Consider the following 15,324-nt stretch of genomic DNA (forward strand, 5'->3'; position numbering starts at 1 on the left):
CTGCTCGATCTGCGCCCGGTGTTCGACGGCGTCTCTGGCTACGGACGGGTCGGCTGACCCCAGCCCCACCCCGGCGACCCCGACCTCGCCCTGACGACAGCCCCGGCCGCACCCCGTGTGCGGACCGGGGCGTCGTCATACCCGTGAACGGCCATCACGGCGCCGTCGCCCGCCTGGGCACTCCGTGGGGGCTGGGTACGGGTCTGACGTGGCAACCGGTGGTGGTGCGGGCGCGGACACGGCTGACTCGCCGTCGGGTTCCGAAAGGGCGTACAAGCACCAAGACCCACGACCAGCTACATGACGCCGGTCACGCATCGGCTCAGCCGTCGGGCCTTCCGGAGCAGGGGCTGTCGGCCATTGCCGGCTCCAGACAGAGGTCTTCGGCCCGGGTGCCGCACGGTGCCACAGTGCGTCCTGGCAGGTAGTCATGGAGCCCCGACGCAGGGCGGGTGCGCGCCGGTGCAGCCCGGGTATGGCTACACATCCTGCCGATGCCTGGCGCACCTCGTAGGTTGGGTCGACCCGTCGCGTCAGGAGCGACGGCAGGAAAGGAGCACAGCATGCTGAAGGGCAAGGTCGCGTTGGTGACGGGCGCGGGGTCGGGCATCGGGGAGGCGAGCGCACGGGCGCTGGCTGCGCAGGGGGCGGACGTCACGCTGGTCAGTCGGACCCGGGAGGAGCTGGAGGAGGTCGCGGCCGACCTCGAGGCCGGCGGCAGCCAGGCCCTGGTGGTGACGGGGGACGTCAGCGACGAGGACGACGCCCGGCGCATGGTCCAGGAGACCGTGGAGCGTTTCGGGCGGCTCGACGTCGTCGTCGCCAACGCCGGGGTCAACGGCACGTGGGCCGGCATCGAGGACCTCGACGTCGAGGACTTCCGGTCCACGGTCGACATCAACCTGACCGGCACCTTCCTCACCATCAAGCACGCGGTGCCGCACCTGGCCGAGGGCGGCGGCTCGGTCGTCGTGGTCTCCTCGGTCAACGGTACGCGCATGTTCTCCAACTCCGGCGCCACGGCATACTCCGCGAGCAAGGCGGGCCAGGTCGCGCTGACCAAGATGCTCGCGGTCGAGCTCGGACCCCGCAAGATCCGCCTCAACGTGGTGTGCCCCGGGGCCATCGACACCGAGATCGACGACAACACGCAGGCCGCGAACGAGGACGTGAAGATCCCGGTCGAGTTCCCGCAGGGGGAGATCCCGCTCACGCAGGGCACCCCCGGCTCGGCGCAGCAGGTGGCCGACCTGGTGACCTTCCTCGCCTCGGACGCGGCCAGCCACATCAGCGGCACCGAGGTCTGGGTCGACGGGGCCCAGTCGTTGCTGCAGGGGTGACCGCCCAGGCGTAGCGCGTCAGGTGCCGCAGTACGTCCGGTAGCGACCGAAGTCCGTCGGTGCAGGCTCGGCATACCGCTCGAGGCCGGGGCGCTCCCGGTAGGGATCGGTGACGGCGCCGAGGAGGCGAACTATCGGGTCCAGGTCGCCCTCGCTGCCTGCTGCGAGAGCCTCCTCGACCAGGTGGTTGCGGGGGATGTAGACGGGGTTGACCCGGTCCATCCGCTGCGCCTGCGGACCCAGGGCGAGCCACCGCCCGGCCCAGTCGTCGAAACCGGCCCTGTCCAGGAACAGGTCACGGGCTGGCTCGGCGTCCCCGCGGGCCGCATCGCCGAGGCGGCGGTAGAACGACGTGTGGTCCACGTGGTTGTCCTGCAGGAGACTCAGGAGCTCGGCGACCAGGGGCTCGACGACCTCGGCGCTCACCCGGTCCGCCAGGCCCAGCTTGGCCCGCATGCCGTTCGACCAGGCCGACGCGAACTGCGCGGAGAACGTCTCGAGGGAGCCCGTCGCCAGCTCGATCGCCTGCTCCTGCTCGGTGTGGAGCAGGGGCAGCAGCGCCTCGGCGAGGCGGGCGAGGTTCCACTGGGCGACACCGGGCTGGTTGCCGTAGGCATACCGTCCGCCGGTGTCGATCGAGCTGTAGACCGTCGCCGGGTCGACGGCCTCCATGAACGCGCAGGGTCCGTAGTCGATCGTCTCCCCGGAGATCGTCATGTTGTCCGTGTTCATCACCCCGTGGACGAACCCGACCAGCATCCACCGGGCGACGAGCTGCGCCTGGCCGGCGACGACCGCCTCGAACAGCGCGAGGTAGGGGTTCTCGGCCGCCGCGGCCTCGGGGTGGTGCCGGCGGATCGCGTGGTCGGCGAGGCGTCGCAGGAGATCGGTGTCGCCCGTCGCACGGGCGTACTGGAAAGTGCCGACGCGCAGGTGGCTTGAGGCGACCCGCGTGAGCACCGCGCCAGGCAGCAGCGTCTCCCGCTGCACCTGCCGCCCGGTGCCCACCACGGCCAGCGACCGGGTGGTCGGGACGCCCAGGGCGTGCATGGCCTCGCCGGTGACGTACTCGCGCAGCATCGGACCGACCGCGGCCAGGCCGTCACCGCCGCGGGCGAAGGGCGTGCGACCGGAGCCCTTGAGGTGGATGTCGACCAGTCGCCCCGCCCTGTCGGCGACCTCGCCGAGCAGGAGCGCCCGGCCGTCGCCCAGGCGGGGCGAGTAGCCGCCGAACTGGTGCCCGGCGTAGGCCTGCGCCACCGGGGTGGCGCCGTCGGGGACGAGGTGCCCCGTCAGCAGGCGCAGACCCTCGGGACCGCGCAGCCAGGACGGGCCGAGGTCCAGCTCCGCCGCCAGCGACTCGTTGAGCACCAGCAGCCGGGGGTCCGGGGCCTCCTCCGCCTGCCACGGCACGGCGAGCTCACCCAGCTCGCTGGCGAACTGGTGGCCGAAGGACAGGGTCTGCCGGGGCACGACACTCATCTGTCGAGCGTAGGCGAGAGACCCCTCAGGGGCGGAAGGCGGAGCTCGCGCCGTCCAGCGCACCCTCCTGGACGGGGAGGTCGCCGCGGGTGACGGCGGCCAGCAGCTGCTCGTGGTCGGCCTCGGTCTGGTCGGCGTACAACCGGGCGAACCGGCTCAGGGCGACGTCCACCTTGTCCGAGCCACCGACATACCCCGCGATCATGGACGCCCCGCTGGTGCGGGCGTGCCCCTTGGCGAGGAGGTGACCGACGATGCCGGCGTAGTCGGCCAGCGCCGGCGCGTCGATGGCGTCGAGGGGGATGGTGCCCTTGCTGTTGCGGAACTGGCGCACGTAGTAGGTGTGGTCGTCGCCGACGGTCGCCCACCCCAGCAGCGGGTCGCTGACCGTCTGCAGCGCCTGCTGGTACTCGACCACCCGCTGGCCCTGGTGCTCGTGCAGCGCGGAGTCGCCGTGCACGTGGCGGGCGATGACCGAACGCCTGGCCTGCTTGAGCTGCAGGAACAGCACGTCGTCGGGGGTGCTGCCCTCCAGCAGCGCGACGTAGGCGCGCAGCCCCACGCTGCCGACGCCCACCACCTTGTGCGCGATGTCGACCAGGGTGTAGCCGCCGACCACCCGGCGCCAGTGCGGCGCGAGCGTGAGGAGGTAGCCGTCGAGCGCCTCGGCCAGGGCCTCTCGCTCCTCGTCGCTGACCCGGGTGATGGTCGGCGGGTCCTCGACGATCACCCGTCGCCCGGCCTGCTCGGTCGTGAACTTCGGGAGCGCGCGGTCGCTGGTGCGCTTCCGTGCCCGCTTGGCCGACCGGTGGATCTCCTTGCGCAGGGTCTTCTCAGTCGCGGTCTCGTGCATCCGGTGCACGTCGAGCCGGTTGTAGGAGCGCATGAGGAGGGGTTGCTCGGCCAGGAACCTCAGCTCGCCCCGGTATGCCGCGACGCACGCCCGCACGGCGGCCTCGCACTCCTTCTCGGACAGCCCGTTCGTGCGCCCGGCGACGTGGATGCTGGCGACCAGGCGGCGCAGGTCCCACTCCCAGCAGCCGGGGTGGGCCTCGTCGAAGTCGTTGAGGTCGATGACCAGCTCGCCCTCGGGGGAGGCGTAGAACCCGAAGTTGCCGACGTGCGCGTCGCCGCCGATCACCGGCATGATCCCGGTCGCCGGCAGGTGCGCGACGTCGTCGGCCATCACCACGGCGGTGCCCCGCAGGAAGCCGTAGGGGTTGGCGACCATCCGGCCCACGCGCACCGGGACCAGCTCGCTGCGCCGCCCCTCGTGCGACTCCTGGATGAGCGCCACCGGGTCCGGCCGTCCGGGCCGGGGAGTCCAGTCACCCAGGCTCGTGCGCGGGACCTCCTTGCGCAGCGCCTTGCCCATGGCATAGCGCTCCGCCCGCGAGGTGGGCCGCTTGCGGATGGAGGCGTATGCCGTGCTGTCGACCGTCGCGAGCACCCGGTGGCCGGTGGAGGCGGGGGTCACCGGACCCGGTGCCTTGGTGCGGTGTGCCGGGGTCCGCGGGGGAGAGCTCGGGCCCGCGCGGTGTGGACGGGGTCGTGTGGCACAGACCTCACCCTCGCGTGTCCGCGCCGATGGTGCAACACCCGGCCGGGCGACTCAGCTCTTCATCGCGGCGACGCGGGAGGGGTACGAGGCTGCCCTGTCAGCGGCGGAGTGAACTGCCCGACGAGGTGTCTCGCGCACTGCCTGCGTGCCTGGGGACGACCTCCTGCCTCGTCCCGACCTGGTGGCGACCCGGGCGATCAGCATCGACGCCCCGGCCGAAGCCGTGTGGCCGTGGGTGGCGCAGATGGGTCAGGGCCGAGGAGGCCTCTACTCGTACGACTGGCTCGAGAACCTGGTCGGGTGCCAGATGGTCAGCGCGACCCGGGTGGTGCAGGAGTGGCAGCACCCGTCGGTCGGGGACGACTTCCGCCTGCACCCCGACGTCGCACTGAAGGTCGCGATGGTCGAGCCACCGCACGCCTTGGTCGTGCGAGGTGCGGTCTCAGCCACCGGCCAGGACGGCTCGGGTGATCCCTCCATGCCCTACGACTTCACCTGGGCCTTCGTCCTGCCTCCTCAGTCCGGTGGGCCCACCAGGCTGGTCGTGAGGGAGCGCTACCTCTACCTCAGCCCCTGGGCGTCGCTGCTGGTCGAGGCCGTGTCGATGGTGAGTGCCGTGATGACCGAGCGGATGCTGAGAGGGATCCGTGATCGCGTCGAAGGGACCGGGCCGCGTCCTCGGGCAGTGGAGTCCAGCGGTTGACGCACCCCGGGACTACGCTGGACCCGTCGCGACCCCGGTGGGAGCACCCCGTACGGGCTGACACGTCGACCTCCATCGAAAGGACGACGCCATGTCGCGACCGACCCCTCCCGCCCCACCGCTGCACCCCACCCTGCTCCGCCTCGACCGTCTGGCAGCTCACCTGGCGACCGACGACCACGTCCTGGCCGTACTCGGCCTGGGGTCGGCGGGGCAGGAGACCCACCGCTTCGACGAGCACTCCGACATCGACTTCTTCGTCGTCGTCGACAGCGCCTCCGCCCAGGACGGCTACCTGCAGGACCCGGGGTGGCTCGCCGGCTTCGGCGGCGCCGTCGCCTACAGCTTCGTCAACGACCCCCACGGCCGGAAGGCGCTTTTCGCCGACGGGCTGTTCGTGGAGTACGCGGTCTTCACGTCCGACCAGCTCGCCGCCCTGCCCGTCGTCGGCGCGCGAGTGGTCTGGTCGCGCGACGGCCACGACCCGCTGACGGGCTCACCGGCGCCGGCGAGACCCACCGCCGTCGACACCGTCGACTTCCACCGCGACGAGGCCCTGACGAACCTCTACGTCGGGCTCCACCGCGAGCTGCGGGGAGAGCGCCTGACCGCCATGCGCTTCATCCAGGTGTATGCCGTGGACCGGGTCCTCGCGCTCGTGCGCCTCGACCCCGCCTCCCGGCTGGACCACCCCGACCACTTCGAGTCGACCCGCCGCATCGAGCGGGCCGACCTGCCCACGGACCTCCCGCTGCACCGGATGGTCCCGGGCTACGAGCACAACGTCGACGCCGCGCGGGCGGTCCTGGACTGGCTGACGACGCACCACGTCACCCACCCGGTCATGACCCGGGCCGTCCTCCGGCTGCTCGACGAGCACGAGCAGACCTGAGCACGTGCTTGTGGCCAGGAGCCCGGCAGGAGGACACTCCGGAGGATGAGCTCCTACTCGCGGCCGCTGGAGGTCGCGCACGAGCACGCCCTCCGCTGGCTGGACTCGCTGGGGGAGCGACCGGTGCCCGCTCAGGCGTCGATCGAGCAGGTGGTGGACGCGCTGGGGCCCGACCTGCCGGAGCACGGGTGCCCGCCGGAGGAGGCCGTCGCGCTGCTCGCGGAGGCCAGCGACGCGGGGCTGACCGCCATGGCCGCGGGCCGCTTCTTCGGGTTCGTCATCGGTGGCACAGCACCCGGCCGCGATGGCTGCCGACTGGCTGGTGAGCGCCTGGGACCAGAACGCCGGGCTGCGCACGGTCACCCCGGCCCACAGCGCGGTCGGGGACCTCGCCGGCGCCTGGCTGCTCGACCTGCTCGGTCTGCCGGGGGAGAGCGCGGTCGGCTTCACGACCGGGGCCACGATGGCCAACTTCACCGCCCTGGCCGCCCCGCGTGACGACGTGCTCCGCCGGGCAGGGTGGGACGTGGCGCGGCACGGGCTCGGCGGAGGTCCGGCGGTCCGCGTCGTCGTCGGGGCCGAGCGGCACGACACGGTGGACGTCGCGCTGCGCTACCTCGGCCTCGGCGCCCCTGACGTGGTCGCGGTCGATCATCAGGGTCGGGTGCGGCCCGACGCGCTCGAGGAGTCCCTGGCCGAGGCAGGGCCCGGCCCGGCCGTCGTGGTCCTCCAGGCCGGCAACATCCACTCCGGGGCCAGCGACCCCTTCGAGGAGACCGTCGAGACCGCCCACCGGCACGGTGCCTGGGTGCACGTCGACGGTGCCTTCGGTCTGTGGGCGGCCGCGTCACCGGCATACCGGCACCTGATGCGCGGCCACGAGGGCGCCGACTCGTGGGCGACCGACGCCCACAAGACGCTCAACGTGCCCTACGACAGCGGGCTGTGCGTCGTGCGCGACGCCGCGGCGCTCCAGGCGGCGATGGGGGTGCAGGGTGCCTACCTGCTGCGTGACGAGGTGTGCCAGCCGCTGGACAAGGTGCCCGAGCTCTCGCGCCGCGGGCGGGCGGTGCCGGTGTGGGCGGTGGTGCGCTGCCTCGGTCGGGACGGGGTCGCCGAGCTGGTCGAGCGGCTCTGCCGGCACGCCACCAGTCTCGCCGACGCGCTGAGGACCATGCCCGGTGTCACCGTGCTCAACGACGTGGTCTTCACGCAGGTCTGCGCGACGTTCGGCTCCGACGAGCGGACCGACGAGGTGGTCGGGCGGCTGCTCGCGGACGGGACCACGTGGATGACCGGCTCGACCTGGCACGGGCAGCGGGTCCTGCGGATCTCGGTCAGCAACTGGTCGACCACCGACGAGGACGTCGAGCGGAGCGTCGAGGCCGTGCGCCGGGTGGCCACGGAGATCGCCTGAGGCCCCTCGGGCTCAGCCAGGGGAGCGGCCCGGCGCCGGACCGGGATCATCCCTGGCCTCCACCGGTCCGAAGGCCGCGGCCAGGACCTGCCAGCGGCCGTCCGCGACCACCCACAGCCGGGTGTAGCCGAACCGCGCGTCAGCGGGAGCGCCGCCCTGCACGGCCTCGACGTCGACGACGGTGCGCGACACCCCGCTCGGTCCGTCGTCCCGGACCTCGACCGAGCGCTCGACGAGGGACGTGATCCGCAGTGCGCCGGACCGGTAGGCGTCGAGGTCGTCCTCCTTCGTGAAGGTCGCCCCGTCCGGTCCGATGGCGACGACATCCGGGTGCAGCAGCTCATCGAGGGCCTCGACGTCACCTTGACGCTGCGCCTCGAGGAGTCGGCGCTCGGCGGCGACGAGACCTTCCATGCGGCTGACCATGCCACGGGGACCCACGGGCGGCAAGGTCGGCAACCCGTCAGCCGCGCCGGACTCACGTCGGGGACCGGTGACCGTCTCCACGGGTGTCAGCCTCCGGGACGTCGCGCTCCCTCGCGAGCGGCCCCCAGAAGGCGGCCGCCAGGAGGAGCGCCACGCCGCTCCCCAGCAGGACGCCACCCAGGGTGTCGGACAGCCAGTGGGCGTGCAGGTAGGTGCGGCTCAGGGCCATGAGCAGGACGGCGACGGTGCCCACCACCCGCACCCAGAGCACGGGGAGCAGCACTGCCGCCACCACCGCGAGGGTGGCGGCGTTCGCGGTGTGGCCGGAGGGGAAGGACCCCTCGTCGACGACGACGAGGATGCCGTCGGGGCGCGCTCGCCCGACGACGTGCTTGAGCACCTGCACGAGGACGGCGCTGACGACCAACGTGGTGAGGAGGTATGCCGCCGCCCACCGCCGGCCGGACAGCGTCAGGGCGAGGGTCGCCCCGACCGGGATGACGTACACGCCGACGACGCCCGCGCCCAGGAGGTCCAGCACCCGCGCGGACTCCAGCAGCGCGGGCACCCGGTGGCCGGAGACCACCCCGTTCCACCAGACGTCCACGGGCCAGGGGCCACCCTGCACGGACGCCCACCACCCCAGGGCGCAGCCGAGCGTGACCAGCAGCACGCCGACGACGGCCGTCGTGGTCCGCGGGCGCCGGGTGTCGAGGTCGACCTCCGCCGCCGTCACGTCCGTCGTCCCTCGTCGCATCCGGCCCATTCTGCCCACCCAGGGGGGAACGCACCCTCCGGAGCGGCGCGGCATACACGGTGCAGGGGGTGGCTGCTCGGGTTGCCGGGGGCGGTCTGGTGCCTAGGGTCGGGGGATGGGTAACGAGTCGCCAGGGCAGCGGGCCGAGGACCTGCCGGAGCGCGAGCTGCTGCAGATCTACCTGCAGGACCACCTGAGCGGTGCCACGGGACTGCTGCAGCGCCTGACGATGATGCGCGACCACGACGACGACCTGCCCGTCGCCGCCGAGATCGCGCAGCTGGAGCAGGAGGTCCGTGAGGACCGCCAGACGCTGGTCGACGTGATCCGCACGCTGGGTCTGCGGCCGAGTCCCGCCAAGCTGCTGCTGGCGAGGGCCGGTGAGATGGCGGGCCGCCTCAAGCTCAACGGCCGGGTGCGGCGCCGTTCCCCGCTGACGCCCCTGCTCGAGCTCGAGGTGGTCCAGGCGGGCATCAGCGGCAAGTCCGGGCTGTGGCGGTCGCTGGCCGTCCACGCCGGGGCCCTCGGTCTGGACGCGGAGGAGTTCCGCGCCCTCGAGGAGCGGGCCCTGCGACAGCTGGACGACGTCGTCGCGGCGCACCGCCGGCTCACGCGCGGCGCGTTCGGCTGACCACCCGCCGGGCACGAGGCTGAGCGACCGTCGGACTCGGTCGCGACTCCACCGACGCACCTTCGCCCACCCGGGACGCGTGGTCTGCTCGTGACGTTCGACCCGTCAACGGCCCGATTGCCTCGCAAGCGATGTCCTGAGTTCCGCGGAGGCCTCCCCGCAGGAGGGCTGAAACCGCCCCGACTGTTGTGTGTGTGGGTTCGTAGCCCCTACAGGGCCACGAAAGCACACGGGTCCGGATTCTCGGACGCGTACCGAGCGCTAACAAGCGCAGGCGGTGTCACTATCGATGGACGGGTCGTGGCGTGAGGTCGGACCGTGGCCGACGGTGACTGGCTCGTGGTGCGTCAGCCGCGCGAGCGCCGCAGACCGTGGAGCGACGTCGCGGCGAGCGCTGAGCGGCGCGGCCTCCGGCCGCGCGCAGGGCTGGCGCTCAGGCCGGGGTGAAGCCGAAGCCGGTGACGGTGACCTCGAACGGCGCCGCCTGACTCTCGTCGTCCTCGTTGGCGTCGGTCACCCACAGGTTGAGGTGGACGCGCTCGGCGGCCGGGACCGGCAGGGCCGAGCTGTCGACGCGGGAGGAGGCGATGAGCGTGTCCGCGGCGGTCGCACCGGCATACGTCGCGAACGACACGGTGCCCGGCCCCCACGTCATCGTCGTGCGGAACACCCGCAGACCGCGGGGGAGGGACTCGTTGTGGCTGAGCACGTTGGTGGGCCCGGGCAGCCAGTACCCGGCGGTGAGGCGCGGAGCGATGCCGGGCACGCCCCAGGCCGAGATCTCGCCGGCGTCGATCTCGTTGTGGCTGGCGTCCCAGGGCTGGGTCGAGTCGTAGGTGAACAGGTTGCCCCAGACCACCGACTGCGAGACCACGTCGACGTCGGCCCGGAAGTCGAGCGCATAGCTGCCGTAGCCCCAGCCGGCGCGCGTCGACAGCAGCTCCGCGGCCACGGGCGACCCGCCCGGGTTCGTCAGGCGCAGCGTCACCGTCCCGTCGGCGTTCTGGACGACGTTGTCCCCCGACCACTGGCCGTTGTAGTGGGGTGCGCCGGGCCAGGTACGCCGCAGCCAGTTGACCCCGGCGAACGAGAGGTCACCCGCCGGGCCGGGGTCGGTCGGGGTGGGCGTGGGGGAGGGCTTGGTGCCGCCGTGCCCGTTGCGGTGGTGCGCGGGAAGGATCATCGGTGCCAGGCCGGCGGCTCGCAGCAGCACACGGCGGGAGGGTGGCATCTCATACTCATCTCTGCCCTGCGGTGGGACCCCGGCTCGGGGGTGGCGGCACACCGACCCGGCAGGGAGCAGCAGAGGCGACCGCACGACGACCAGTCGAGTGTTCCGCCTCTCGCCGGTGCGGGCAAGAAGTTGACGGCTAAAGGTTGTGCAAAGAATTTCGGACCTCAACTTCCGCATCGCCATGGTGGACAGCCCGACCCAGGAGCGCACGAGGCGACGGACCGGGTCCGGACGCTCGTGGTGGGTGGTCCGCAGCGGCTCGACGGCGGGTGAGGCGGGCCCGGGCCTCGGCCGACCCGGCCTGCAGGCGATCATGGGCCCATGCCTCAGACGTCCCGCCGCCGGCGGCTGCTCCGCCGGCTCCTGCGCGTGGGGGTCGTGCTCCTCGCCGTCGTGGCGGTGACGCTCGTGGCGGTCTGGGGTCTGCAGCGGTACGTCATCTACTTCCCGGACCGGTCGCCGGTGCCGCCGGCCGCCGAGGTGCTGCCCGGGGCTCGCGACGTCACCGCGGTGACCTCCGACGGGCTGGAGCTCGGGGCCTGGCTGGTGCCGGCCGAGGCGTCGGCGGACCGTGACCTGGCGGTCCTCTTCGCCCACGGCAACGGCGGCAACCGGGAGGGTCGGGCCGACGTCGGCCGACGGCTCAGCGAGCGCGGCTTCACCGTGCTGCTCATGGACTACCGCGGCTACGGAGGCAACCCGGGCACCCCGTCGGAGGAGGGTCTGGCGCAGGACGCGCTCGCCATGTCCGACCTGCTGGAGCGCGAGGGCTTCCCCCCGGACCGGGTGGTCTACGTCGGCGAGTCCCTCGGCACCGGGGTGGTGGCGCGGCTGGCGGAGGAGCGACCACCGCGCGCCATGCTGCTGCGCTCACCCTTCACCGACCTGGTCGACGTCGGGCGCGCGCAGTACCCGATCCTGCCGGTGGGGGCGCTGCTCCGGGACCGCTTCGACGTGCTCTCCCGTATCACCGAGACGACGGTCCCCGTCACCGTCGTCCGTGCCGAGGAGGACTTCATCGTGCCCAGCGAGCTGAGCGCCCGCGTGGCCGCGGCAGCCCCCACCCTCGTCGAGGAGGTCGTCCTCCCCGGCGTCGGTCACAACGACCCGGCGATGACAGGTCCCCCGCTGGTGGACGCGGTCGTCCGACTCGTGGAGGCGACCCAGCGGGACGGGCGGGTCGGCGTGTCCGGCCGGGGTCGCCCCTAGTCTGGCCTCATGGGACGTGCCGCATGACCTGGACCCGTCACCGGCCCAAGGCGCTGTCCTGGGCGCTGCTGCTCGCCTTCGTCCTCGTCGTCGGCTTCACCATCGCCCGTTATGCCGGGGGAGACCTGGCCGTGGGGGACGACCTGCTCGGGCTCGTCGTGCGCCTGGCGGTGCTCGTGCTCATCGTGCTGGCCTACCTGCGCACCGGCGGGAGCACCCAGGCGTCGAGGGAGGGGCTCGTCGTGCACAACGGGCTGCGCGCCACCCAGGTGCCGGCCGCGGTGATCAAGACCATCCAGGAGGACCCTCGCCGGGGTGGTGTCGTCGCGCTGCTCACGACCGGTCAGGCCGTCGAGCTCCCGGGGGTGCCGATCACGGACGTGCGTCAGGTGCGGCGCTCGCTGAAGGGTCGCTGAGGCATACCCGGGGTCGTTCACGCTGCGCGCCACGCGACGGTGACCCACGATGAAGACCCAGCCCCCTGACACACCGAGGAGACACATGCTCACCACACTCTCGTCCTACGGGCTGCGGTCCGACCACTGCTACGCGGCCGGGTTCGCCTCGATCGGACTGTCCTTCGTGAGTCACTTCGTCTCGCGGGGCAAGAAGGACGACAGCAAGGCCCAGGCCGACCGCTGGGGGCTGTTCGTCGGTGAGTGGGCGCCGACGTTCTTCGCGCTCGGCGTGGCGCTCAAGCTCGAGGAGTCCACGACCGTCCTCTGAGGACACCCCTTTCGCCGGCTGCCGCCCGACGGGGGTGGTGGCCGGCGTCGACGACGCAGGAGAGGAGCAGGTATGGCGATCCGCACCGGCACGAAGGTCCGCTGGAAGTGGGGCGACGACTACGCCGAGGGCAAGGTCACCGAGGTCCACCACGACACGGTCGAGCGCCAGAGCAAGGGCAACACCATCAAGCGCAAGGGCAGTGACGACGACCCTGCCTACGTCATCGAGCAGGAGGACGGCACCACCGTGCTCAAGCTCAGCAGCGAGGTCGAGCGCGCCTGAGCGCGGTCGGGGCGACGGGGCGGGCGCAGGTTCCTACCCTGGGGGCGTGAGCGCACCGGACCCGTCCAGCGAGTGGCTGGTGCAGCCCCGCTGGTTGCCGACGCTGCGCGCGGCGATCGGCGGCGCGGTCATCGTCAGCGCCGTGACCGCGCTGGCGCTGGCCTACCCCTGGCGAGGGCTCGAGATCGCCCTCGTCGGCCTGTGGGGCGGGTATGGCGCGTTCCTGGTCTGGGCCAGCCGCCGGGAGCGCAGCGGCACGCGGCTCGAGGACGACGCCGTCGTCGTCACCTCGGGCGGGCGGACGACCCGCCTCACCCGCGCCGACATCCTCGACCTGCGCACGGACCAGCCCGGGAGGAGGGCCTGGCGGGTGCAGGCGGTCCGCCGCGACGGCCGGGTCATCACCCTGCTCGCCGTCCCGCCCGCCGAGCTCGAGCGGCTGCGAGCGTGGCACGTCGGCGGTCCGACGGGAGGCTCCTGAGCGGGAGGTCGGCGGCGGCCAGGCGGTGGGCGGCAGCGGCGGCGGGCGGCGGCTGTCTGCCCTGCGTCCTCGGCCCGAGGCCACCCGTCTGTCAGCCGGTATGCCGTCTGGCAGCCAGCTGGTCATCTGACAGCCTCCTCCTCGAGGCTCATGGTTGACGTGGCGGCTATTGGTCCACCAGGCGGCTGCTGGTCCACCAGGCGGCTGCTGGTCCACCAGGCGGCTGGTGTCGACCAGGCGGCGTCACGTGATCTCCTGCGCCGCGCGGGGAAGGTCACCGGTGTCAGGTCGTCCGGGTGGCCTGGACCACCCAGTTGTTGAGGCTGTGCCCGGTGACGTCCAGGCCCTGGGCCAGGTCGCAGGAGAACAGCGAGACCGCGCGGCCCGGCTCGTCCAGGCTCCACACCCAGGCGTAGTCCGTGGCGGCCTTCTCGGTCACCTCGTTCTTCGGCACGGACCGAGCGTCCGCGTCGACGCCGAAGCTCGCCTCCTGGCCGTCCGCGTAGCGGATGACGACGACGTCCCCGGCCCGGACCTCGCCGAGGCGGTGGAAGACGTCCCGGACCCCGTCATAGCTGGTATGCCCCGCCAGCACCCCGGGGTAGGCGGACAGGTCGCCGGGCACCGTCGACCACTGGGGCGGGCCGTACCAGCCCACCACCCCCGGAGGCGGGTTCAGCTCGTCGCGGTCGTTGAGCTGGGTGAGCGCCACGGGGGCGTCGACGAGCACCTCCTCGCCCCGGGTGATGGTCACGTGGACGGGTCCGGCCTGCGGGTCGGCCGTCATCCCGGCCGACGCCGGGGTGGGTGTCGTGGTCGGCGTGGCGGCGGGCGCCTGCGGCGGAGACGTGCGGGTCGCGGCGTCCGGCGTCGGGGTCGACCGCGCCGGGCCGGTCACCTCCGCGACGTCCGGTGCGGAGGTCACCGCGGGCGGGGCGCCCGTGTCCGGACCGGCGGCCGTCGGCGCACCCCGCCACCCCCAAACGGTCACCAGGACGCCGACCAGCACCAGCGACAGCAGCGCCAGGGTGACGGCCCGGCGCGCCGGGCGGGGGCGGTCGTCCGTGCCGGTCACGCGCCGCGGCGCACCAGGCCGAGCCCGGCCAGGGACAGCAGGGCCAGGCCGAGACCCAGGCCCGTGACCAGCGGGGCGGCGCCACCGTCGGTCTGGACCCTGCCGGGGATCTGGTGGCCGCCGTCACCCGGCTGCCCGTCACCCGGCTGCCCGGGGGTCGTGGGCTCACCCGGCTCCGGGGCGCAGTCCTGCTCGACCTCGACCTCACCCTCGCCGGCGAACAGCCACTCGTCGGTGACGGGCTCGAGGTCCTCGCCGATCCCGGTCGCGCTGACCCAGTAGATGAGGTCCGCCGAGACCTCCACGGTGGAGGACGCACCGGGGGCGAGGAAGAAGGAGTCCTCGGAGTACTCGTCGTCGGCCCCGTAGTAGACGACGACGACCTCCTCGTCCGTGCGGCTGGTGAAGGTCACCGCCCCGCAGGTGACCTCGGCCGAGGTCCACTCCTCCTCGGGGAGGGAGTCGAACTCGTCGCAGTTCTCGGTCGAGACGCCGGTGGCGGTCAGCGGGCCGTGCAGTAGGGTCTGCTCCGCGGGGGCCGTGCGGTCGTAGACCAGCACCTGGTAGGTCGCGGTCTCACCCTCCTCGAGCCAGTCGCCCCAGACAGCGGCGAATCCCGCCATGAAGCGCTCGGTCCGCAGCGTCACCCAGCTGCCGTCCACCTCCTCCTGCAGCACGAGGCGCAGGTCCGTGTCGTCCCCGGCGTACTCGACGTAGACGTTGTAGGAACTGTCCCAGCACTCGGGGCCGACGTACTCGACGACGAAGTCCTCGGCCGGCAGGGCCTGCACCACCGCGTCCTCGGGGGTCTGCTCGTCCGCCGGGGTCTCGGTGTCCTCGTCCTCGGCCGGGGCGGGCTCGGCGGTCTGCGAGGCGTCGTCCTCCAGCGCCGAGGCGGCCGGGACCACGAGGAGCGAGGCGAGGACGAGCGCCAGGGCGGCGAGCAGGACGGTGAGGAGCTGGACGGGGGGCCGCAGGGTGGGGCGGGGTAGGGACATGTGCGTCTCCGGGGTCTGTGCGAGGTGCATCCGCGGCCGCTGAGGCCGGTCGGAGCGGCGCCCCGTCGACGGAATGCTAGGTCACCAGCGGGCACCTGGACAGAGGA

18 protein-coding genes are annotated in these 15,324 nt (G+C 72.9%); 10 read left to right on the forward strand and 8 right to left on the reverse strand.

The window, feature by feature from the left end; all coding sequences use genetic code 11:
• The first annotated feature begins 563 nt into the window (after positions 1-563).
• A complete protein-coding gene (locus AVL62_RS04500; protein WP_058890485.1) occupies positions 564-1,340 on the forward strand; it encodes an SDR family oxidoreductase in 777 nt (258 codons plus the stop codon).
• Between the two features lie 18 nt (positions 1,341-1,358).
• Here AVL62_RS04500 and AVL62_RS04505 read toward each other — a convergent pair whose 3' ends face one another.
• Both AVL62_RS04505 and AVL62_RS04510 read right to left on the reverse strand, forming a co-directional pair.
• Positions 1,359-2,822: a protein adenylyltransferase SelO gene (locus AVL62_RS04505; RefSeq protein ID WP_058890486.1), complete on the reverse strand. Its 1,464-nt coding sequence runs from the start codon at positions 2,820-2,822 to the stop codon at positions 1,359-1,361.
• 25 nt (positions 2,823-2,847) lie between these two features.
• The gene (locus AVL62_RS04510) at positions 2,848-4,299 is read right to left on the reverse strand and encodes a DUF2252 domain-containing protein (protein ID WP_058890487.1); all 1,452 of its coding nucleotides are present in this window, start codon (positions 4,297-4,299) and stop codon (positions 2,848-2,850) included.
• A gap of 229 nt (positions 4,300-4,528) precedes the next feature.
• Here AVL62_RS04510 and AVL62_RS04515 point away from each other — a divergent pair, with 229 nt between their 5' ends.
• Positions 4,529-5,086 (forward strand): SRPBCC family protein, encoded by a 558-nt coding sequence (locus AVL62_RS04515; protein ID WP_058890488.1) that lies wholly within the window; start codon positions 4,529-4,531, stop codon positions 5,084-5,086.
• Between the two features lie 91 nt (positions 5,087-5,177).
• Positions 5,178-5,978 carry a hypothetical protein gene (locus tag AVL62_RS17230; RefSeq protein ID WP_058890489.1) on the forward strand — a complete coding sequence of 267 codons (801 nt, stop codon included), beginning with the start codon at positions 5,178-5,180 and terminating at the stop codon, positions 5,976-5,978.
• 131 nt (positions 5,979-6,109) lie between these two features.
• Here AVL62_RS17230 and AVL62_RS18110 read toward each other — a convergent pair whose 3' ends face one another.
• Positions 6,110-6,259, reverse strand: a complete 150-nt coding sequence (locus tag AVL62_RS18110) for a hypothetical protein (RefSeq protein ID WP_327281522.1) — start codon at positions 6,257-6,259, stop codon at positions 6,110-6,112.
• Between the two features lie 2 nt (positions 6,260-6,261).
• Here AVL62_RS18110 and AVL62_RS04525 point away from each other — a divergent pair, with 2 nt between their 5' ends.
• Positions 6,262-7,395, forward strand: a complete 1,134-nt coding sequence (locus tag AVL62_RS04525) for a pyridoxal phosphate-dependent decarboxylase family protein (RefSeq protein ID WP_327281524.1) — start codon at positions 6,262-6,264, stop codon at positions 7,393-7,395.
• A 12-nt stretch (positions 7,396-7,407) separates the two neighbouring features.
• On the opposite strand, the gene AVL62_RS04530 is transcribed toward AVL62_RS04525, so the two are convergent.
• On the reverse strand, positions 7,408-7,809 hold the full coding sequence (locus AVL62_RS04530; RefSeq protein WP_058890490.1) for a nuclear transport factor 2 family protein: 402 nt from the start codon (positions 7,807-7,809) through the stop codon (positions 7,408-7,410).
• Between the two features lie 64 nt (positions 7,810-7,873).
• Positions 7,874-8,578 (reverse strand): phosphatase PAP2 family protein, encoded by a 705-nt coding sequence (locus AVL62_RS04535; RefSeq protein ID WP_083518714.1) that lies wholly within the window; start codon positions 8,576-8,578, stop codon positions 7,874-7,876.
• 115 nt (positions 8,579-8,693) lie between these two features.
• Between AVL62_RS04535 and AVL62_RS04540 the strand changes: the two genes are divergently transcribed.
• On the forward strand, positions 8,694-9,209 hold the full coding sequence (locus AVL62_RS04540) for a hypothetical protein (protein ID WP_058890492.1): 516 nt from the start codon (positions 8,694-8,696) through the stop codon (positions 9,207-9,209).
• Between the two features lie 433 nt (positions 9,210-9,642).
• Here the strand turns inward: AVL62_RS04540 and AVL62_RS04545 are convergent, their stop codons facing one another.
• Complete coding sequence (locus AVL62_RS04545; protein WP_058890493.1) at positions 9,643-10,422, reverse strand: hypothetical protein; 780 nt, start codon at positions 10,420-10,422, stop codon at positions 9,643-9,645.
• A 342-nt stretch (positions 10,423-10,764) separates the two neighbouring features.
• Here AVL62_RS04545 and AVL62_RS04550 point away from each other — a divergent pair, with 342 nt between their 5' ends.
• The 5 genes from AVL62_RS04550 (at position 10,765) to AVL62_RS04570 (ending at position 13,144) form a co-directional block, all read left to right on the forward strand.
• Positions 10,765-11,652 carry an alpha/beta hydrolase gene (locus tag AVL62_RS04550; protein WP_058890494.1) on the forward strand — a complete coding sequence of 296 codons (888 nt, stop codon included), beginning with the start codon at positions 10,765-10,767 and terminating at the stop codon, positions 11,650-11,652.
• Between the two features lie 23 nt (positions 11,653-11,675).
• A complete protein-coding gene (locus AVL62_RS04555; protein ID WP_058890495.1) occupies positions 11,676-12,068 on the forward strand; it encodes a hypothetical protein in 393 nt (130 codons plus the stop codon).
• An 85-nt stretch (positions 12,069-12,153) separates the two neighbouring features.
• Positions 12,154-12,378, forward strand: coding sequence for a hypothetical protein (locus AVL62_RS04560; protein ID WP_058890496.1), 225 nt, complete (start codon positions 12,154-12,156; stop codon positions 12,376-12,378).
• Positions 12,379-12,450: 72 nt separating this feature from the next.
• Positions 12,451-12,663, forward strand: coding sequence for a DUF2945 domain-containing protein (locus AVL62_RS04565; RefSeq protein ID WP_058890497.1), 213 nt, complete (start codon positions 12,451-12,453; stop codon positions 12,661-12,663).
• A gap of 46 nt (positions 12,664-12,709) precedes the next feature.
• The gene (locus AVL62_RS04570; RefSeq protein WP_058890498.1) at positions 12,710-13,144 is read left to right on the forward strand and encodes a hypothetical protein; all 435 of its coding nucleotides are present in this window, start codon (positions 12,710-12,712) and stop codon (positions 13,142-13,144) included.
• A gap of 283 nt (positions 13,145-13,427) precedes the next feature.
• Here the strand turns inward: AVL62_RS04570 and AVL62_RS04575 are convergent, their stop codons facing one another.
• Together AVL62_RS04575 and AVL62_RS04580 are read right to left on the reverse strand one after the other, a co-directional pair.
• Positions 13,428-14,219, reverse strand: coding sequence for a class F sortase (locus AVL62_RS04575; protein ID WP_058890499.1), 792 nt, complete (start codon positions 14,217-14,219; stop codon positions 13,428-13,430).
• Positions 14,216-15,217, reverse strand: a complete 1,002-nt coding sequence (locus tag AVL62_RS04580; protein WP_153011670.1) for a hypothetical protein — start codon at positions 15,215-15,217, stop codon at positions 14,216-14,218. The genes AVL62_RS04575 and AVL62_RS04580 overlap by 4 nt, the downstream gene beginning before the upstream one ends.
• Between the last annotated feature and the right edge of the window lie 107 nt (positions 15,218-15,324).

This window comes from Serinicoccus chungangensis, assembly GCF_001483745.1.
GTDB classification, from domain to species: Bacteria; Actinomycetota; Actinomycetes; order Actinomycetales; family Dermatophilaceae; genus Ornithinicoccus; species Ornithinicoccus chungangensis_A.